At 54.1% G+C, this 20145-nt stretch carries 13 protein-coding genes; 5 read left to right on the top strand and 8 right to left on the bottom strand.

Features of this window, described 5'->3' with window-relative positions:
* Window positions 1-3: 3 nt before the first annotated feature.
* The 4 genes from GQ51_RS03720 (at window position 4) to mfd (ending at window position 6485) form a co-directional block, all read left to right on the top strand.
* On the top strand, window positions 4-882 hold the full coding sequence (locus tag GQ51_RS03720; RefSeq protein WP_047549943.1) for a carbon-nitrogen hydrolase family protein: 879 nt from the start codon (window positions 4-6) through the stop codon (window positions 880-882).
* 29 nt (window positions 883-911) lie between these two features.
* The gene (tldD, locus tag GQ51_RS03725) at window positions 912-2390 is read left to right on the top strand and encodes a metalloprotease TldD (protein WP_047549946.1); all 1479 of its coding nucleotides are present in this window, start codon (window positions 912-914) and stop codon (window positions 2388-2390) included.
* 66 nt (window positions 2391-2456) lie between these two features.
* Window positions 2457-2741 (top strand): DUF2934 domain-containing protein, encoded by a 285-nt coding sequence (locus tag GQ51_RS03730; RefSeq protein WP_047549949.1) that lies wholly within the window; start codon window positions 2457-2459, stop codon window positions 2739-2741.
* Window positions 2742-2915: 174 nt separating this feature from the next.
* Window positions 2916-6485, top strand: a complete 3570-nt coding sequence (gene mfd, locus GQ51_RS12520; protein WP_047549952.1) for a transcription-repair coupling factor — start codon at window positions 2916-2918, stop codon at window positions 6483-6485.
* A 116-nt stretch (window positions 6486-6601) separates the two neighbouring features.
* On the opposite strand, the gene GQ51_RS03740 is transcribed toward mfd, so the two are convergent.
* From GQ51_RS03740 to GQ51_RS03760, 5 genes are all read right to left on the bottom strand, one after another.
* Window positions 6602-7180, bottom strand: a complete 579-nt coding sequence (locus tag GQ51_RS03740) for a glycine zipper 2TM domain-containing protein (protein WP_047549955.1) — start codon at window positions 7178-7180, stop codon at window positions 6602-6604.
* Window positions 7181-7244: 64 nt separating this feature from the next.
* Window positions 7245-7811 carry a YSC84-related protein gene (locus GQ51_RS03745; protein ID WP_047549958.1) on the bottom strand — a complete coding sequence of 189 codons (567 nt, stop codon included), beginning with the start codon at window positions 7809-7811 and terminating at the stop codon, window positions 7245-7247.
* 111 nt (window positions 7812-7922) lie between these two features.
* Window positions 7923-8993: an acyltransferase family protein gene (locus tag GQ51_RS03750; RefSeq protein WP_052177693.1), complete on the bottom strand. Its 1071-nt coding sequence runs from the start codon at window positions 8991-8993 to the stop codon at window positions 7923-7925.
* Between the two features lie 149 nt (window positions 8994-9142).
* A complete protein-coding gene (locus GQ51_RS03755) occupies window positions 9143-9430 on the bottom strand; it encodes a c-type cytochrome (RefSeq protein ID WP_235276224.1) in 288 nt (95 codons plus the stop codon).
* A gap of 74 nt (window positions 9431-9504) precedes the next feature.
* On the bottom strand, window positions 9505-11385 hold the full coding sequence (locus GQ51_RS03760; protein WP_047549964.1) for a methanol/ethanol family PQQ-dependent dehydrogenase: 1881 nt from the start codon (window positions 11383-11385) through the stop codon (window positions 9505-9507).
* Window positions 11386-11690: 305 nt separating this feature from the next.
* Here GQ51_RS03760 and GQ51_RS03765 point away from each other — a divergent pair, with 305 nt between their 5' ends.
* On the top strand, window positions 11691-13634 hold the full coding sequence (locus GQ51_RS03765; protein ID WP_047549967.1) for a sigma-54-dependent Fis family transcriptional regulator: 1944 nt from the start codon (window positions 11691-11693) through the stop codon (window positions 13632-13634).
* 83 nt (window positions 13635-13717) lie between these two features.
* Here GQ51_RS03765 and GQ51_RS12010 read toward each other — a convergent pair whose 3' ends face one another.
* The 3 genes from GQ51_RS12010 to GQ51_RS03780 form a co-directional block, all read right to left on the bottom strand.
* Entirely contained in the window at window positions 13718-13987 is a 270-nt protein-coding gene (locus GQ51_RS12010) for a hypothetical protein (RefSeq protein WP_152604108.1), read from the bottom strand.
* A 127-nt stretch (window positions 13988-14114) separates the two neighbouring features.
* Window positions 14115-17465, bottom strand: a complete 3351-nt coding sequence (locus tag GQ51_RS03775; protein WP_047549970.1) for a UvrD-helicase domain-containing protein — start codon at window positions 17463-17465, stop codon at window positions 14115-14117.
* Window positions 17462-20143, bottom strand: coding sequence for a PD-(D/E)XK nuclease family protein (locus GQ51_RS03780; RefSeq protein WP_047549973.1), 2682 nt, complete (start codon window positions 20141-20143; stop codon window positions 17462-17464). Before GQ51_RS03780 ends, GQ51_RS03775 begins: the two co-directional genes overlap by 4 nt.
* Window positions 20144-20145: the final 2 nt, after the last annotated feature.

Genomic DNA, 20145 nt, shown 5'->3' on the forward strand with positions numbered 1-20145 from the left:
GATATGGCAATTACCTCACGCATAAAAACAACCAAAGCCAAACTCAGCAAACAGAACGCTAACGACATCATCAAAGTGGCTGCCATCCAGATGGCATCAGGCCCTTATGTCAGCGCAAACTTGAGCGAGGCAGAAAGGCTGATCGAGATTGCCGTCAACCAGGGCGCCAGGCTGGTGGCTTTACCCGAATACTTTGCCATCATGGGTCTGAAAGACACGGATAAGATCAAAGTACGCGAAGAAGAAGGACAAGGCCAGATTCAGGACTTTTTAAGCAAGACCGCTAAAAAACACAAGGTCTGGATCATCGGCGGCTCTGTTCCGCTTGCAACCAAAACAGCAGGAAAGGTACGCAACAGCTGCCTGGTTTATGACGACAAAGGCAAACAGGTTGCGCGCTATGACAAGATCCACCTGTTCGGGCTGGACCTGGGCAATGAACACTATCATGAAGAGCACACCATCGAACCGGGCGATGCTATCAAAGTGGTTGATACGCCGTTCGGTAAAATCGGCCTTTCAATCTGTTATGACCTGCGTTTTCCTGAACTTTACCGTGCCATGGGGGAAGTCAACATGATCGTCGTGCCGTCTGCATTCACCGACACTACCGGAAAGGCACACTGGGAATCACTGGTACGCGCACGTGCTATTGAAAACTTGTGCTACGTCATTGCCCCGGCACAAGGCGGCTACCATATTTCAGGCCGGGAAACACATGGCAACAGCATGATTGTAGACCCATGGGGTGTGGTATTGGACAGGCTGCCGCGCGGCTCCGGGGTTGTCATGGCAACGATCAATCCCAAATACCAGGAAAGCCTCAGAAAAAGCTTACCGGCATTGCAACATCGCACCATTCAAGTGGTCAACGCTAAATAATCATTATTTTATTGAATTGAAGCAAAGTCATGAAATCAGACGCAATCCCCGGCAGTTCCAGCCTCCTCAAAGGTTCTCATTTCGATGAGGCTACGCAAGCCCTGCTCGCGCCAGCAAGCCTGGATATTGCAAAACTGCAAAATGTGCTTGGCGACATGATGTCGCACCAGATCGACTATGCAGACCTTTATTTTCAATACAGCCGCAGCGAAAGCTGGGGGCTGGAAGAAGGCCAGGTAAAATCCGGCAACTTCTCGATTGACCAGGGGGTTGGTGTGCGCGCCGTGAGCGGTGAGAAAACCGCCTTTGCCTATTCAGATGATATAAGCCTGGAAGCATTGCAGAAAGCCGCAATCGCAACCAAGTCGATTGCCGCCGTCGGTAGCGAACAGACTGCCAACGGCATTATCACAACACAGGCGACACAGCTTTACCTGCCCCATGACCCGATCGCTTCGCTGTCGGCTGAAGCAAAAGTAAAGCTGCTGGAACACCTGGAATCCATCGCCAGAAAACTCGACCCGCGCATCACCCAAGTCACGGCCTCAATCGCAGGGGAATACGAAGTCGTGATGGTGGCGCGCCATGACGGGGTGATGGCTGCCGATGTGCGCCCACTGGTGCGTGTGGGCATTAATGTCATTGCCGAGAGCAACGGCCGCCGGGAGCAAGGCTCGGCAGGTGGCGGCGGCCGCTTTGATTACAGTTACTTTACCGACGAAGTGCTGCACGATTACGCACGCAAAGCCGTACACCAGGCACTTGTGAATCTGGATGCGCGCCCTGCCCCGGCAGGCAGCATGACGGTAGTACTGGGTGCCGGCTGGCCGGGTATCTTGCTGCACGAAGCCATCGGCCATGGCCTGGAAGGCGACTTCAACCGCAAAGGCAGCTCGGCATTCAGCAATATGATAGGCCAGCAGGTCGCCGCCAAAGGCATCACCATTGTCGATGACGGCACCATTGCCGACCGTCGCGGCTCACTGAGTGTGGACGATGAAGGCAACCCAACCAGCAAAACCGTGCTGATCGAAGACGGTATCCTGCGCGGCTATATTCAGGACACGCTCAATGCGCGCCTGATGAACATGCCGCTTACCGGCAACGCACGTCGCGAGAGCTATGCCCATATCCCCATGCCGCGCATGACCAACACCTATATGCTCAACGGCACCACTCCGCCGGAGGAGATTATTAAATCTGTCAAAAAAGGCCTGTATGCTGCCAATTTTGGCGGCGGCCAGGTTGACATCACCAGCGGTAAATTCGTATTCAGCGCAGCCGAAGCCTATATGATTGAAGACGGTAAAATCACTTACCCGGTCAAGGGCGCTACACTGATAGGCAACGGGCCGGAAGTGCTGAAGCGTGTTTCCATGATAGGCAACGACATGTCGCTGGATAGCGGCGTAGGCACTTGCGGCAAGGAAGGGCAAAGTGTGCCGGTAGGCGTTGGACAGCCTACACTCCGGATCGATGGACTGACTGTGGGCGGCACGGGCACATAGAAATGCACAATCAAGGTTTAGTAGTAATTCAATGGCGTAGTAAGTAAAACTTTGAAAGGAAATAAAATGGCTGAAGAAAAGAAAGCAGTTAAACCTAAAAAAGCAACTACCGCTAAAGCTGAGGCAAAACCCAAAGCCGCCGCTAAACCAAAAACCTCAGTAAAAAAAGATGCCCCGGTAAAAAAAGCCGCAGCCAAACCTGCCGCAAGAAAAACCAAAGCCAGCCCTGTAAACGCTGAATTACGTTACAGAATGATAGAAGTCGCCGCCTATTACCTGGCGGAAAAAGATGGCTTTGCCGGCAGCCCGGTGGAATACTGGATCGCAGCGGAATTACAGTTCAATAAGTAACAACCTGTACGGCGTATTGCGTTTACACGGATACGCCCTACGTTGTACATCAAAGTCAGTCTAACTACCTGAACCGTGTATGTTTAATCGCATGCACGGCAGAAAACTTTTTAAGTTTTAACGCCCCACAACCGTTATAATCTTGCCCTCAAGAATCGCTTCAAACTCTCATTTATGACGCAGACTACCCTGCCAATTCCTAAACCGGGTCAGGCAACACGCTTTAGTATCAACGCTACAGGTGAGGACAGCTTCGCGCTTGCAAACCTCGCGGCGGAATTAAAACAAAAAAGGCATGCGCACCCGCTGGTGATCATCTCTGCAAGTGCATTCGATGCGCAGCGGCTGCTGGAAGAAATCCCCTACTTTGCACCTGAACTGAACGTGCATCTGCTGCCGGACTGGGAAACGCTACCCTATGACCAGTTCTCGCCGCACCCGGATCTGATTTCCGAGCGCCTGACTACGCTTTACCACATCACGCAGAACGCTTGTGACGTGATTATTGTGCCGCTGGCTACGGCGCTAATCCGGCTGAGCCCCAAAGCCTACCTGAGCGCCAATACCTTTATGCTCAAAAAAGGCCAGAAACTTGATCTGGAAGCCTTGCGCAAACAATGTGCAGAAGCTGGCTACCACCATGTCACGCAGGTTGTGGCGCACGGTGAATTCAGTGTGCGCGGCGGCCTCGTCGACCTGTTCCCCATGGGTTCTGCGCTGCCTTACCGCCTTGACCTGTTTGATGACGAGATTGAAACCATCCGCACCTTTGATGTGGATACGCAGCGCAGCCTGTACCCGGTGCCGGAAATCCGGCTACTGCCGGCACGCGAGTTTCCACTGGATGAAGCCGGTATTGCCATGTTCAGAAGCCAGTTCCGCGAGACTTTTGAAGGCGATCCGCAGCGCGCCAAAATCTACAAAGATGTCAGCAAGGGAATCGCATCAGGCGGCATTGAATGGTACCTGCCGCTCTTTTTTGAACAGACTGCCACCCTGCTGGATTATTTACCAAGCGACAGCCTGCTGTGCCTGCATGGCGACCTTGACCAAAGCGCACAGCAGTTCTGGCGTGAAGCACAGTCGCGCTATCGCACGCTGGCACATGACGCAGAACGCCCCCTGCTGACGCCGGAAACACTGCTGATCAAGACCGAAGATTTTTTCGCCTCCACCCATACATTTCCGAGACTGGCGCTGACCATCGAAAAAGCCTGCAATGGTTTGCCGTCATTAGACATCGAGCGCCGTGCCGAGCAGCCGCTGCACAAGCTGAAAGATTTCATCAGTCAGTTCAAAGGCCATATGCTCATTGTTGCCGAGAGCCTGGGCCGTCGTGAGACCATGGCGCAGCTGTTTGCGGAGCATGGGCTTGAAGTTGCGGTCTGTGAAACCTGGCAGGATTTTCTTGGCAACAAAGCTAAGGTGATGCTCGGGGTTTCCCCCTTACATGCTGGCTTCGTATTAACACCTTCCCCCTCGCAGGGGGAAGGTGGGGATGGGGGTAAACGTAATAAAGAATTAACTGGAATTACCCCCACCCCAACCCTCCCCCTTAAAGTGGGAGGGAGTGATATTGCTATACCCGCAGGGGGCATGTCCGTACAATTGGCAGCTAAAGCAGCTCAATCGTACGCCATCATCACAGAAGCAGAACTGTATGCCGCCACCGTCCGCCAGCAGCGCCGCCGCGAAAAAGAAAAAGCGCGCAGCACCGAGGGTATGCTTAAAGATTTGTCCGAACTGCGCCTGGGTGACCCGGTAGTGCATGAACAGCACGGCGTAGGCCGCTATAAAGGTTTGGTGAATCTGGATTTTGGCGAAGGCGAAACCGAATTCCTGCTGCTGGAATATTATGGTGACGACAAGCTTTACGTGCCCGTTTCGCAGTTGTTCCTGATTTCGCGTTATTCCGGCGGCCCGCCGGAATCAGCGCCGTTACATCGATTAGGTAGCGGCAACTGGGAAAAAGCCAAGAAAAAGGCGTTGAAGCAGATTCGCGACACAGCTGCTGAATTACTCAACTTATATGCACAGCGCGCTGCGCGCCGTGGCCATGCCTTTACCTTGAGCCTGCACGATTACGAGGCGTTCTGCGAGGGCTTCCCGTTTGAAGAGACACCGGACCAGCTGGAAGCGATTGAGAACGTCATCAAGGACATGCAATCCGGCAGGCCGATGGACAGGCTGGTGTGCGGTGATGTGGGCTTTGGCAAAACCGAGGTCGCCCTGCGCGCTGCCTTTGTGGCGGTGATGGGCGGCAGGCAGGTGGCTGTGCTGGTGCCGACAACGCTGCTGGCAGAACAGCATTTCAACAATTTCAGCGACCGTTTCGCCGAATGGCCGATCAAGGTCGCTGAGATCTCGCGCTTCCGTACCGCCAAGGAACAAGCCGCCGCGCTGCAAGGCCTGGAAAACGGCGATATCGATATCATTATCGGCACCCATCGCTTGATTCAGAAAGATGTGAAGTTCAAGAACCTTGGACTGGTGATCCTGGATGAAGAACATCGCTTTGGCGTGCGCCAGAAAGAGCAGCTTAAAGCCCTGCGTGCGGAAGTCGATGTACTGACGCTGACGGCTACGCCGATTCCGCGCACGCTGAGCATGGCAATGGAAGGCCTGCGTGAATTCAGCGTGATTACCACACCGCCGCAGAAACGCCTGAGCATCAAGACTTTCCACACCGAGTATTCCGAAGGCATCATCCGCGAGGCGGTGATGCGCGAATTCAAGCGTGGCGGCCAGGTGTATTTCCTGCACAACGAAGTGGATACCATACACTCCATGCGCGAAAAACTGGAACGTATCCTGCCGGATGCGCGCATTGCGGTGGCGCATGGCCAGCTGCGCGAGCGCGAGCTGGAACACGTGATGCGTGATTTTTACCACCAGCGTTTCAACCTGCTGCTATGCACTACGATTATTGAAACCGGTATCGATGTACCGACCGCAAACACCATCATCATGAACAAGGCTGATATGTTCGGCCTGGCGCAGATGCACCAGCTGCGCGGCCGTGTCGGCCGTTCGCACCACCAGGCCTACGCTTACCTGCTGACTGACCCGGACCGCAAGATCACTCCGCAGGCGCAGAAGCGGCTGGATGCGATCCAGCTCATGGAAGACCTGGGCGCGGGGTTCCATCTGGCCATGCATGACCTGGAAATCCGCGGTGCCGGCGAACTGCTGGGCGACAGCCAGAGCGGTGAAATGCAGGAAATCGGGTTTCACCTGTATTCAGACATGCTGAATCACGCCGTAAAACAGCTTAAGGCCGGCAAAGAGCCGGACCTGAACGCACCATTGGGCGTGACGACGGAAATCAACCTGCACACGCCTGCCCTGCTCACCAACGCCTATTGCCCGGATGTACACGAGCGGCTGGTCATCTATAAACGCCTGGCCAACTGTAACGATGATGACGAGCTGGATAACCTGCAGGAAGAACTGATAGACCGCTTCGGTTTATTGCCGGAGCAAGGGGAAGCGCTCATGGCCTGTCACCGCTTGCGTATTGCAGCAAAAAACATAGGCGTCATCAAGATTGACGCCAGCGCAGATTCGATTCAGCTGCAATTCAACCCCAAGGCTGATATCGACCCGTTGAAACTCATCAACCTGCTGCAACGCGACAGAAGATGCCGCATGAACGGCCCGGATAAATTGCGGGTTTCAGTAGGTTTTGAGGCCATCAGCCTGCGTACGGACTTTGTAAAATCCCTGCTGAAAGAGTTTGTTTAAGGGCATTCGCTACCGCCTGCAGTGCGTTATGCCTTTCATCAACACACTGCAAGCAGCGATCCGCGGCGGCTGGATTTCATATTGCCAAGACAGCAGCCAGATCAAAGCCGGCCGCATCAGCCTCGATAAGGTTTCCACGTACCATCCGTGGCCAGGCAGGCACGCTCGCTCCTGGTATCGTTAATGCCGTCGCCACGCATGTTGAGTTTGTAGTTACGGCATTTCTGACCGTTGGCACTAAAACCGCTCAGCGGGGTCACCGTATAATTCAGGCGGTTATCCGGGTTAACCCAGGTAACCGGCCTGTTTTGCGCACCAAGCTCCAAAGTATGACCCAGGCAGCCGCGATCTGCATTATCAAGGTCACGCCCGATTTTATTACCGACCACAGCACCGATCACGGTCCCCAGGATAATCGCCACGGCTCTGCCATCGCCTTTGCCAACCGTTGAACCGATTGCGCCGCCGACGATGCCGCCTAATGCGGTACCCACCGCTTCACGGTTGCAGCGGCCACTGGAAATACCGTAGTCATCAGACCATTGCCGACCGGCATATCCGGTGTAGTAAGGATCATTCTTTTTGCGCCAGCCATGGGCAGGAGCCCACGGCGGCGGGTCGGCATACACGGCGGGCGCCATTGGAAAAAGCATCGTAAACAGGCTGCAGCTGATCAATAGTTTTTTATAGTGCATGGCTTTTATTCTCCTGATAAATGATTCAGTGAAATTGCATATTGCAGGTAAACACATAAAAACGCTAATTCAATTCATCATCTTTCCAATATTTGGTACCTTTGACCGAGGCTTGCAGCACTAAGCCGCTTTTAGTGATCTGGTAGATGACAATATGGTCGATCAGGGCCTCACCGCCTACGGCCGAACCCTGGTCAGATGCCTTGGCCGCTGCATCCGCATGCCCGCCGAATTCCCAGCCGCTTTCAATGAATCTGTCGATGGTAGAATGGTTCTTGAAAATAAAGACTGCACGGAAATCCTTTACGCCGAGCCCCAGGCCTATACCGGCCTCGCCCATTTTCATATAAGTCTGCTTGCCCGTTTTTTCCTGCACCACGCCGTATCCTCCTCCAAAGCTGGCAAAAATGATATTGACATTCGCATTACTGAACACGGCATACCCCGGGGCGGAGGCGATTTCCTGCCTGGCCTGGGGATATAACTTGTACAGCTCGGTTAGCACATCTTCTTTCATGGCCAATACCGCATGACGCTTTTCCTGGACAGAAGTGCCGCTGGTCGTAGCACAGCCGGCTGTAATCAGCGCAATCAGGACACTGAGAAGGCCTGCGTTAAAGAATCGATTCATTGATCACCTCGAAACATCACAAAACAAATGGCAGCTACCGCATAAAAGCTGCGTGTTACTAGAATGACACACGTTTCCGCATCAGCATGACATGCCCGCCAGCGGCATAAGCTATACACGTAACTTTATAGCAGCTGTGGCCGGCTTTTCAACCTTGCGATAAAAAATGTCCGCCAGCGCCAGACTAGCCAGCCATGAAAACATCATGAACAACAAGCCGGCAAGTGAACCGGAAAGTTTCAGCCAGCCAAACACGGCATTCGCCAGCATCACAACCGAAAAGTGCACCAGGAACAATGCATAGGAAACCGTGCTCAGGTAATGCACAAACCCCGGCATCTTTTTAATCCGCACATTTCTTGTAAAAAACAGCATCAATGCCACACCCAGCGCTATCAGGATGCGCAGCCTGAAATCAGCAACCAGGGCCGTCAGCGTAATCGCTGCGTTGAGCCAGAACCATGCCGAAAGATGTTCACGCAGCCCGGCCCAGTAAGCCATGGCGCCCAGGCCATATGCACCGAAGAAGTATAAAGCCCAGTCATCATAACCGGAGTCACGGTTAAACCAGAACAGCGATGCAGCAGCCATCAGCGTAACAACCAGAAGCATAACCTTAGCGGAATCAACTGACTTGCCGCCCAGCCAGGCAATGCCAAGCATCATCAGAAAGAGCTGAAAATCGACAGCAATGAACCACGCACCGGCAGTCAGTGAATCAAAATCCAGAACCCCGTGCAACAGGAATACATGCGACAGGAATTGCGATAACTCAGGCACATCCGGGATAAAATCATCGGTCAGCAACTGCCGTGCAGCGAGCGCACACACGACAGCCAGAACCAAAGCGAAGAAAAATGGAACAACCAGCCTTAAATACCGGTTCACCAGATTGGCCGTGAACCAGGCCATGCCGGCGCTGCTGGTCTGCATGGAGCGCGCCGCCAGATAGCCGCCGATGACAAAAAAAACCTGCACCGCCATGCGTGCATAATCATACAGCCAGCTGATCATGTCCGGCGCAGCTCGCTGCACCGCGTCAGAAACAGGGCCGTAAGCGGCAAGGTGATGCAGCACAATCAGCTGCGATGCGACCGCCTTGAATGCGTCGATAATGGGAAAGCGGGCAAAAGAGCTATTTTCCGCAGGTGAACTATTTTCAGAAAGTGAACTATTTCTCATCGTGTGCTGATTATAATCTTGATGCCGGCACAGCCTGATGAATTAGTTTTTATTTCGGCATTCTGGCCCATGCAAGTGCCATGCGTGGCCGTAGAACAAAATAGCCAACCTTGCGGTTGGCTTCTTGTTTACACCATTAACAACGAAGGTTAATAACTTCTAGTAAGAACCCACTTTACTATGGTTTTAATATCGTCATCTTTTACTTTGGGGCTGTTGGCAGGCATAGGCATCTTGCCCCATACACCGCCGCCACCCGTTTTGACTTTTTCCACCAGTCTTGCTTCTGCGGATTTATCATCTTTATACTTCTGTGCAACATCCTTATAAGATGGCCCAAGTACTGCGTTCTGCAAGCCGTGGCACATCAGGCATCCGCTTTTCTGCGCAAGCGCTTCTACCGGATCCGCCGCGTATGCAAAACCAAAACCGGACATCAGCACGCTGAATAAACATGCTTTTTTAAAAAGTGTATTCATGCATTATTTCCTTTTTAAATTATGGTAGGCAATTACAGGCTAAACACGTTCATTGCGCCGCCGCCAGGTGCCGCATTGTATTTAACCAGCTCTTTATAGCCGCCAGCTGCACCCAGGCCATCGGTATCGTTCGTCAGGCCCAGGTTCATTGCAACACCCGCCCAGCCGCCGATGCCGGAAAGCACACCGATATACTGCTTGCCTTTATGGCCGTAAGTGATGGCGTTACCGACTACACCTGAACCTACCTGGAATTTCCAGAGCTCTTTACCTGTGTTGGCGTCAACCGCTTTCATCCAGCGATCCAATGTGCCGTAGAACACCAGGTTGGAAGATGTCACCAGGGCACCGCCCCATGCTGAGAACTTCTCTTTGTTGTACCAGGCTTGTTTGCCTTTCAGGCCGTCCCAGGCCATAAAGCCGCCCATGACGCCATCCGGCCCTGCAAACATCGTGAGTGTTGCACCCACCCATGGCTGACCCGCTACGTACTTGGATTCAACAGGCTCGTAAGTCATGCAGACATGGTTCATCGGCACATAGAAAAGTCCGGTTTTAGGTGAGAATGCAGCAGGCTGCTCATCTTTCACGCCCAGCGCTGATGGACATACGCCCTGCGCGTTGTAATCCTGGTGGGTTGAGTAAGCTGCATCTTTGATCGGCGTACCGGTTTTCAGGTCTATGCTTTTTGCCCAGTTCACAAACGGCTGCATTTTCTCTGCAACCATCAGGCTGCCATTCGTGCGGTCAAATGTGTAGGCGAAACCGTTACGGTCAAAGTGCGTTGCCAGGCTCTTGCCTTTGGCATCCCACAGGATGGTTTCATTCATGCCGTCATAATCCCACTCGTCATGCGGCGTCATCTGATAACCCCATTTCGCTACGCCGGTATCGACATCACGTGCAAATATTGTCATGGACCATTTGTTGTCGCCAGGACGTACATCCGGGTTCCATACACCTGGGTTGCCCGTACCGTAGTACATCAGGTTAAGTTTCGTATCGTATGAATACCAGCCCCAGGTCGCGCCGCCACCGTTCTGGTAACCGTCTTTCCTGGCTTGCGGCTTGAGCCATGTCCTGATACCAAGGTCTTTCTCAGGGAATTTCAATTTGTCTTTAGGCAACGCCTTGAATGAACCGCCAACCTTGTTGCCGCCATTCACGTCTTCATACAATGACAGTGCGCTGTAGTGCGGATTCGCTTTGTTGAAGTCTTCGCCGATCAGGACATCCTTATCTGAACCGGTGCTGTAAGCACGCCATACCAGGGCGCCGTCCTTGATGTTGTAAGCAGTGATGTGGCAGCGCACGCCGTATTCGCCACCTGAACAGCCGGTGATGACTTTATCTTTGATGACGTGCGGTGCATTGGTGTTGGACTCGCCGACTTTAGTATCGGTGACTTGGACATCCCAGATTTTTTTACCGGTTTTAGCATCAAGCGCTACCAGTTTGCCGTCGTTCTGCTGCAGGAAAATCTTGCCGTCACCATAGCCCAGGCCACGGTTCACGTTGTCACAGCACAGCAAAGCCTGGATTGCCGGATCCTGCTTGGGAAAATATGACCACAGGATTTTCTGGTTGTCATTCAGGTCAAGTGCATAAATGTTATTCGGGAAAGCAGTATGCACATACATCACATCGTTAATCACCAGCGGAGCGCCTTCATGGCCGCGGTTGACGCCGGTAGAGAATGTCCAGGCAAGCTTCAGGTTCTTTACGTTGCCTTTATTGATCTGGCCAAGTTTGCTATAGCCGGTATTGCTGTAGTCTTTGCGCGGCGCAGCCCACTGGTTATCATCCTGCATGAGCTTTGACAACTCGTCTGCAGCAAAAGCGGTATTACTTAATACGGTAATCAGGCCGGCACCTAATGCCAGGCTGAATTTGCGTTTAAATTGATGACTCATTCTACATCCCCAAAATATAAAATCTGTTAAATTGTTGTATTACTAATCTCAATTTCATCCGTTGAAATGACATTGGTAGCAGTGCTAGTATTGCAAGCGATGTGCCAGCGCCATATTTTTTTGTAACCCAGAGCAAAATTCACTGACAAAATCGTTTAAAATCAACATATTATTTTTTAATAAAAATATTTTCCGCGAACTGACAGCGATTTAACACCAGACAGGTCAGATTCTGGAACTGTGTCAGAACTGAACAGTTGTCACGTGACAATTGCTCACCTAATTTAAGCGACAAGGCCACTCCAATGAGTTCATCTTCATCAAACAGCACACCCAAGATACTGCAGGCCAGAACCGAGTTCCTGGCTAACGGGCATGTGCAGGAAGGAACCGTTGCAGAGGCGATTGAACGCTCCTGGCGGCGTTGCGTTGCAGGCGGCATCAACACCATCTCGCCATCGAATATCGAAGTCGTTACGGCACAGGAGCTGGCGCATAAACTCGAACAGCACCACCGCCTGCTGGCGCTTGCCCGCCCGGAAATGGAAACATTGAGCGAGCAGATTGCCCATACGCAGAATGTAGTGATACTGACAGATGATGAAGGCCTGATTCTGCATAGCCTTGGCAGCCAGCAACTGCTGCAGGATGACCAGCGCATTGCATTATCCGCTGGCGCTTCATGGAACGAGAACCAGCGCGGCACGAATGCTATCGGTACCGCCATCATCGAGCAGTCGGCATTGACCGTGCAGGGTGCAGAGCACTTCATGGCCTATCACCATTCGCTCAATTGCTCTGCCGTACCTATATTCGGTGCGGAAAATCAGCTGATAGCCACGCTTGATGTATCAAACGACCACAACGTCTCGCAGCAGCACACCCTGGCATTGGTGAAAATGTCTGCCCAGATGATCGAGAACCGGCTGTTCCTCGCCAGCTACCAGAGCGACATCATCCTGCACTTCCACGCCCGCCCTGAATTTATCGGCACATTATGGGAAGGTGTGGCGATGTTCACCGATCACGGCGAACTGGTGGCAACCAATCGCAGCGGCCAGTTCCAGCTTGGCCTGAACATGCAGCCGTCACGCACCGAGTCAGCATACGAAAAGCCGCAGATCAATTTTAGCCAGCTGTTCGACCTCTCGATTGAGAACCTGCTGAGGCAGACAGGCAGTGCAGATAAGCTGGTCATTCCATTGAAATTGAACAATGGCGCCCGGCTCTATGTACAGGTAGAGCTATTGCATAAACGGGCGCAGGTTGCCAGAACAGCCCCGGCAACCAGGAGAACCAGCGCCGCTAACCTGGACCTGCTGAATAGCGGTGATGCAAAAGTTGACCGTGCGATTGCGCAAGTCAAGCAAGTGCTCACGCGTGATATCCCCATCCTGATCCAGGGGGAAACCGGCGTTGGCAAAGAACTGTTTGCACGCGCCATTCATGAAGCCAGCGCACAGCATAAGGGGCCATGGATTGCCGTTAATTGTGCGGCGCTGCCTGAAGGCCTGATTGAGGCCGAGCTTTTCGGCTATGAAGAAGGCGCATTTACCGGTGCCAAACGCAAAGGCAGCCCGGGCAAGATCGAGCAGGCCAACGGTGGCACCCTGTTCCTGGATGAAATCGGGGATATGCCGCTTTCCTTGCAGGCCAGGCTGCTGCGTGTTTTGCAGGAGCGCACCGTAACCCCCTTAGGCAGCACGAAATCCATACCGGTCAGCTTTGCCCTCGTCAGCGCCACCAATCTTAAACTTAAAGAAAAAGTGGAAAGCGGCGAGTTCCGCAGCGACCTGTATTACCGCCTGAACGGCCTGAGTGTGGCGCTGCCGCCGCTAAGGCAGCGCTCGGACCTGAATGCGCTCATCAACATCATCTTGCAGATTGAACATGCGGATGGCGTGGAAATCACACCGGATGTGATGGATATATTTGTCCAGCACCCGTGGCCCGGCAACATACGCCAGCTGCATAATGTCCTGAGAACCGCGCTGGCACTCGCAGATGGCGCGCCGATCAGCGAGCTGCACCTTACCCAGGATTTTATTGATGAAATCGAAAGCAGCGGGCGTGCCGGAACCATGGATGAAACACCGGCTTCCGGGCAGCAGAATCTTGATGACGTCACCGCGAATGCGATTCTAAAGGCCATGGAAAATCATTCAGGCAATGTTTCTGCCGTTGCCCGCCAGCTGAATATCAGCCGCAACACGCTGTACAGGAAACTTAAAGCCCTAGGCGTGCATTAAAGGCCGCTGCATCCGGCCATGCCCGCATCACGGGCAGCCTGCATGCAAAACCCGCATCAAAACCACAGCCAGCCAAATGTCGGCTAGCGGCGGTAGTACGGACGTCCGTAATATGGGCTCCAGTACGGATAATCCCAGTTGTTCTGCTGGCGCATGATCGTCTGCTCATACTCGCGCTGTATGCACATACGCCAGGCGTCCGTATCTTTTGCAAAACCGAGTTTCTCGCACGCCGGTCCGTACACCTGCATCTTGTACTCCATCTGCCTGGTTGCTTTCTGCTGCTCTGCCTGCGGGTTTGTTGCACAGCCCGCCAACAGCGCCACCGCAGCCAAAATATAGATCGTTCGCATTTTTATATTATCCATTCTGCCTGTTTCAATATGTCCGTATGATTTTCGCGGATCACCTAAAGTTCGTGCCTCACAGAATTAAATCTGCAGTCAGCCATTTCACCATGATTACTTTCTTTCATCATGATTACAGCGGAACAAGCCTGCCGATATGCATAAAGAATACCGCGCATTTCACGGGCAAACCTTCGTGCTCGAATAATGCGGCATAACCATCCAATTGCCCGCGGTGCTTCTCCGCTGCCAATTGCAAGACCTGGTCTGGCGCATCGGCAGCCAATTCTGTAGTTTTATAGTCGATTATCCAACGTGTGCCTCCATCAATGAATGTGCGGTCAACAATATGCTTTTTAACTTCATCGCCGCTCGCTTTCATCAATGCCAGTTCAACTGCGGCTCCTGGCCTTGCCTGCAACACCCACTGCCCTTCCGAGCTGTTCAATGTTGCCGCCAGCAGCTGCACTACGCACGCGGCCGCTTCATTCGCCAGGTCTTCGGCATGCCCCTGCTGCCGTAGCCAGCGATGCATTGCAGGCTGCAAGGCATTCACGCGCGACACTGGCCAGGCAGTTGAACCCTGCTGCGCAATCATCTCCATATAGCGATGGGCCAGGGAACCAATGTCAGCATCAATGCCGGCACTGCTGCTGCCGGGTTTGCTGTTTGGCTTGCCGGCAATCACCACCGGCTTATCCGTTTGCAGTACCAATGGCACATGCGGCTGCTTCAACCGCACCAGGCGAGGCGTAAAACCGGCAATATCGTCCGCTTTACCGGCGGCTATTCCAGCCAGCGCCGCAGATTCGAACTGCGGCCCAACCACATCCCAGAGCAGATCAAGATAGGTATTCCTGGCAGCGCTGATCTCCCCTTTCGCATTCTGGCTGGCAATGCCCACCAGATGCAATTTGCGCTCTACACGGGTTGCAGCCACATACAGCACACGCGCCGATTCATTTGCGTCACGTTCTTTTTCACGCGCTTCCAGATAATCATACGGGCTGACTTTATCCTTGTCGCGCGCACCTTTGGGAATGTATGGCGCAGCCAGCAATTCCTGCTGATAGCCAAGCTGGACTTCTTCCCACAGCACCAGCGGTTTGTCGCTGTTATTGCCGCCGGTCGCCGCACCCAGGCCAGGCAGGATGACCGTATCGAATTCCAGCCCTTTGGATTTATGTATCGTCATCATTTGCAGGTTCTCGCCGCGGATATCCGGGGCGGCAAACAACTTGGTGATTTCAAGCTCGACACGCTCCGGTGAAAACTGGTTGCTGCGGTCCAATGCATCCAGGCAGCCAAAAAATGCCTGCACATCGACCACATCGCCCGGCGACCACAGGCAGGAAGTGCCATTCAGCATGAGCCATATCCCGCGTATCCAGCGCCCTGCACTCATGCGCCCCTGGCTTGCATAGGCTTCCTGCAATATGCCGCGCACATGCAGCAGCCGTGCCTGTCCATCGGGCAACAGCCGGGCGACGGCCTCGTCATCGTTCATGAGCGCCCAGATGGTTCTATCATGGTCATGCCCGGCAAGCGCATGCATGTCATACAAAGTCAGGCCGCACCAGGGTGCCCGCAATATTGCCAGCCAATGTACGCGATCTGCCCGATGGTGCAGTGCATGGGTAAGCGCCAACAGATCCTGCACCACTTGCCGCCCCTCAAGCGCTTCGATTTCCACGGCCTGGAAAGCAATGTCCTGATGGTCACGCCGCAGCATGCTGACCAATGGTGACAAGTGCTTTTTGGAACGCACCAGCACCGCAATCTTCACATCCGGGTTGGCAAGTCGCTCTGCCTGGATCACGCGCACTATCGCTTCAGCTTCGCGCTGCTGCGCCAGCTCTGCACTTTCGTCAGCCTGCTTGATGACAGGATGCACCGCCACGCCGGCCTGCGGCAGATTATCTTTGGTTGCGATAAACGGGCGATAATGAATCGCCCCCTGCACGATCTCATCATGTCCAGGGAAAACAGGCGCAAAAGTATGGTTGATCCAGTCCACGATTGCCGGCGATGAGCGGTTGTTGCGATATAGCTGCAAGCGTTCCAGATATATATCGCCGATGCCATGCTCCGCCGCATCGATGAACAGGCCGACATTCGCCTTGCGGAAGCGGTAAATGGACTGCATCGGGTCGCCCACTGCAAACAGGGTGCGCCCGTCATCCATCTGCCAGCCCGAGGTGAGCTGCTCCAGCAGCCGGACCTGGCTGGGGCTGGTATCCTGGAACTCATCCACCAGCAGATGCTGTATGCGGTAATCGAGCTTCAGCGCCAGCTCTGTCGGCTCGCCGGAATCATCCCCCAGGGCACGCGTGGCACACTGCGCAATTTCAACAAAATCGACCTCACCCGCACGCTGGAATACCAGCCACAACTGCGCCACAGCCAGATTCAGCAGCCGGGAAAGCGTAGCGATCATTTGCCATGCATCCGGATTGGCATTCATTTCCGGCAGCCCGCGCATCCTGGCTAACGCAAGGGCGATGCCTGCATCGGCTCCGACAGATGCCAGAAAGGCACTGAAATCCGCTTTTTCATCTTTTTTATCGGCAGGGAAACCTGTGTTTTTATCGACCTTGGCGCGAATCGTATTGTCTTTGGTCAAAAGCAGTTCACACACGGCCAGCCATTGCTGCAAGCCATCTGCACCCAGGGGCAAAGGCTCATGCCAATCCGCCAGCAAGGCGATGGGATGCTCCGGCGGCAGCTGGCCGGCAGCAAACCGGGCCAGCGGCATCAGCGCAGACTGGAAGCGCGTATTGAACACTGCGGCAGCTGTTTGAATTTCCTGCTTGATCATGAAGCGCAAGGTCTGCTGCAGCGTTTCTGCATCCACTTCGAACTGGGCATGGTGCAGCCACTGATCACGCTTCTCCAGCATCCTGACCAGCAACTTCCTGAGCTGGCCGGCATCATTATCGACATAGCGCAGTGCAGCCCTGATGATGTCGCTGTGCGACTGGTCTTCCAGCAGTGCCAGCGTCTGTTCTGCCGCTGTTTCATAGAGCGCTGTCGCATCCAGAGCCACCCTGGGCTGGGAGCCAAAACGGCTCATCAGCGGCATTTGCCTTGCCAGGTGCGCGCACAAACTATCAATCGTGAAGATACGCAGCCGTGAAGGATTCTCGACCAGCTGCCAATTCTGCACTGCTGAGCGTTCAAGCGCTTTCAGGCTCAGGTCATAGGTAATCTGCTTATGTGCCTGGGCAGGCTTCTCCTGCCTGGCCGCTTTCATGAGGCTATCGAGGATGCGCAGGCGCATCTCAGCCGCGGCCTTATTGGTAAAGGTGATCGCGATGATTTCTTCAGGTTCGTTCACGGTTTGCAGCAGTTTCAGGTAACGCTGCGTGAGCAGCTCGGTTTTGCCCGCACCGGCCGGCGCTTCTACGATGAACGAGCTGAGTGCCAATGCGCGTTCGCGGTTCTGCGCATCGGCTTCCAGGTTGAAAGTATGCCCATTGTTCATTTGCCGGCCTCCTGCTGCCTTTCAAATTGCAGCTTGCGCTCAGGCAGGCGCAGCAAAGGCTTTACTTCACAGTACATCAGCTCGTTCTCATCGCTGAAACGAACAGCCGCCTCGCCTTCGCGCAATTCAGCCGCAATCGCTTCAATCGCAGTTCTCCAGTGATTCAGCAGATGCTGCCAGTCACTGAAATCATTGGCGAATGCAGGTTTACGTTTACCCTGTTCCGATGCAAAGTGATCGGCTGATATGCCTGAAAAACCATGCTCGGCAGTCTTCACCATGCCAAAATATACCCCTGCGACCTGCTCGCCGGGATCGGCATAGAAAGTGGCGTATATCGGCAATTGCGGTTCTGTGATGCGGTCTTCACCCCAACTCTTGATTTTCGGCATCTGCCCGGTTTTGTAATCAATGAATTCCAGCCCGCCGCTTTCAAGCTGCTGTACCCGGTCAATCTTCAGCGTCACCTCAATACCGCAGATATCCACTTTCCTGCCGACTTCGCAATCTACAATCCTGAACGGGATCCCGCGCGTTTTTTCATGCACCAGCCAGTCCCCCACTAACCGTAATAGCCGCTCCGCTTCCAGCTCCAGCACGGCAGGCGAGACGATGCCCGTATCGGCGGCAAACGCCTGTATCGTATTGCTTACGGCGCCGTTCAAAGCATCCATGAAAGCATCGGCGCTCATGTCGCGCAAATCGGCAAAGTGGCGTTTACGCCAGAACTCCTCAAGCACGCCATGCACCAGTGACCCGCGATCCATATTATCCAATCCGGCTGCAGGGGACTTGAGCGCTTTCACACCCAGCCGATACTGATAAAACGCCCATGCCGGACAAACCGCCTGCGCTTTCAACAGCCCGGTGCCGCCGGAAACATGTTCACCCGCCTTCACCGCAGGTGCCATATGGTCATCAATATGCTCCAGCGCATCGTGCCTGCCGGCGTTTAGCTGCTCTGCCAGCGTTTCCGCCAAAGGGACGGCATCATCACGAAGCGCGATTTCCTTCATTAATGGCGAGGGTCGCAGCTGGCTCTCGCCATCCATGACGCTGCTCGAAAAAACAATATCTCTTGCCGAATGCAGGAGCCGCTGCTGGATCGTGGCCGCAAAAACCGACTGCACATTGTTATCGGCATTCGGCAGCGCTGCCGCACGCTGTATGAATGCGGGCAGCAAAGGGTTAGGCCGTGCCGGCGGCGGCCAGATATGGTCGTTCATGTGCATGCACCACAGGGCATCTACCGGGGCGCTTAAGCCCTCCATGATACCCAGTATCTGTATCGCAGGTTCAAGTTCGGTTTCCGCCTGAAATACCTGGCTGGTACATATCTGTTGCAGGTAATGCACCGCTTCACTTGCGGAAAGTTTCTGCTCCAGCACATCCATTCTGGCCAGCTGCTGCAAAGCTTTTTGCCATGCATTCAGTGCCTGGTACTCAAGGCTGTTGATATTGCGCTCCCCGGGCCAGCCCAGTGCCTCAAGGATTGCATCCAGCGTCTGTGCCCATTGCACTGCCGGCAACTTCCTGCCGGTTGGGATTGCCTGTGCAGCCTGGATATTTTCCAGCAGCGCTTCCAGCCGCAGGCCTTCCGCCTGCTGCTTCCGGATGAATTCCGTAAAACGTGCAAGACTGAACTGCATGGGCAGTTTTTCACGCATGCCGGCATCCAGCAGCGCGCGCGCATCAGCTTCCTGCCTGCCCGCAGACCAGAATGGCGAACGCAGCAGCATGGAAACATCGGATTGCTGCAACTGATGCGCGGTCAGCAGGCGCAGCAGATTCAAACCGGCCTGAATGACCGGCTGCTGCGCTAACGGAGTACCCAGTGAGAAATTATAGTGGCGCGGCGTGTCGGCCAGGCCAGGGCGGATACTCAGCGGATAAAAGACGTCATCCAATAAATCTGCCAGCCGGCTTCTTACCTCACTCAGGCGCGGCGTCACGATCGCCAGTCTTGCGGCAGGATTTTCAGCCAGCTGCGCCTGTGCCCAGGCGACAGCGGCACGCAGCTCGGCATCTTCATCCTCCAGCTGGGCATGTCGGGTGCGTGCCGCTTGTGCAGCCGTAGTGGCATAATCGCTTAGCTGCACGCCCAGGCCCGACAGGATGTCGCGCAGTTGCTGCTCCTGCGGTGCGGCCTGGTCAAAACCGGCAAACTGTATCTCCGCCGGCAAATACGCTGCCAGCTGCGGCAGCTTCGACAATTGCCAATCTAGGTAACGCACACTTTCCAGCGCATTCAGTTCATGGCAGCGTTGCTGGAACGCGCGCTGCCAGCGCAAAAACTGCCGCGTTTCTTCAGCCTGATATTCCGGTGCCACATGCAGCTTCCATGCAATCATGTAGCGGTTAGCCTCTATTGCCGCGCTGGCCAGGCCGGAAATATCAAACAGGTCGCCAAACGCATTTTTTTTCAGCGACTGCGCAATCACCTCTTCCCACAGCAGCTGCTCATTGAAAGTACTTAACACATAAGACGGTGATTGCCCATCTATCACTCCGGTAAGCAAGCCTTCCGCCATGATGCTTTCCAGCCATTGTGCTAAAGTCTGCACATCCGGGCTATGCCACTGTGTTTTTCCTGCTGCTATCTGCTGATGCGTAATGTCGTTCTGAACACTGCGCGCCAGACGCGCTGAAGGGCATAAAGTGATTGAATTGACTGTCATCA

The organism is Methylotenera sp. G11 (assembly GCF_000799735.1).
Taxonomy (GTDB): Bacteria; Pseudomonadota; Gammaproteobacteria; order Burkholderiales; family Methylophilaceae; genus Methylotenera.

Excerpts from the sequence above, each read along its gene's own strand:
- GQ51_RS03720 (WP_047549943.1), top strand. The coding sequence starts at position 4 with ATGGCAATTACCTCACGCATAAAAACAACCAAAGCCAAACTCAGCAAA.
- tldD (WP_047549946.1), top strand. The coding sequence starts at position 912 with ATGAAATCAGACGCAATCCCCGGCAGTTCCAGCCTCCTCAAAGGTTCT.
- GQ51_RS03730 (WP_047549949.1), top strand. The coding sequence starts at position 2,457 with ATGGCTGAAGAAAAGAAAGCAGTTAAACCTAAAAAAGCAACTACCGCT.
- mfd (WP_047549952.1), top strand. The coding sequence starts at position 2,916 with ATGACGCAGACTACCCTGCCAATTCCTAAACCGGGTCAGGCAACACGC.
- GQ51_RS03740 (WP_047549955.1), bottom strand. The coding sequence starts at position 7,180 with ATGCACTATAAAAAACTATTGATCAGCTGCAGCCTGTTTACGATGCTT.
- GQ51_RS03745 (WP_047549958.1), bottom strand. The coding sequence starts at position 7,811 with ATGAATCGATTCTTTAACGCAGGCCTTCTCAGTGTCCTGATTGCGCTG.
- GQ51_RS03750 (WP_052177693.1), bottom strand. The coding sequence starts at position 8,993 with ATGAGAAATAGTTCACTTTCTGAAAATAGTTCACCTGCGGAAAATAGC.
- GQ51_RS03755 (WP_235276224.1), bottom strand. The coding sequence starts at position 9,430 with ATGTCCGGTTTTGGTTTTGCATACGCGGCGGATCCGGTAGAAGCGCTT.
- GQ51_RS03760 (WP_047549964.1), bottom strand. The coding sequence starts at position 11,385 with ATGAGTCATCAATTTAAACGCAAATTCAGCCTGGCATTAGGTGCCGGC.
- GQ51_RS03765 (WP_047549967.1), top strand. The coding sequence starts at position 11,691 with ATGAGTTCATCTTCATCAAACAGCACACCCAAGATACTGCAGGCCAGA.
- GQ51_RS12010 (WP_152604108.1), bottom strand. The coding sequence starts at position 13,987 with ATGCGAACGATCTATATTTTGGCTGCGGTGGCGCTGTTGGCGGGCTGT.
- GQ51_RS03775 (WP_047549970.1), bottom strand. The coding sequence starts at position 17,465 with ATGAACAATGGGCATACTTTCAACCTGGAAGCCGATGCGCAGAACCGC.
- GQ51_RS03780 (WP_047549973.1), bottom strand. The coding sequence starts at position 20,143 with ATGACAGTCAATTCAATCACTTTATGCCCTTCAGCGCGTCTGGCGCGC.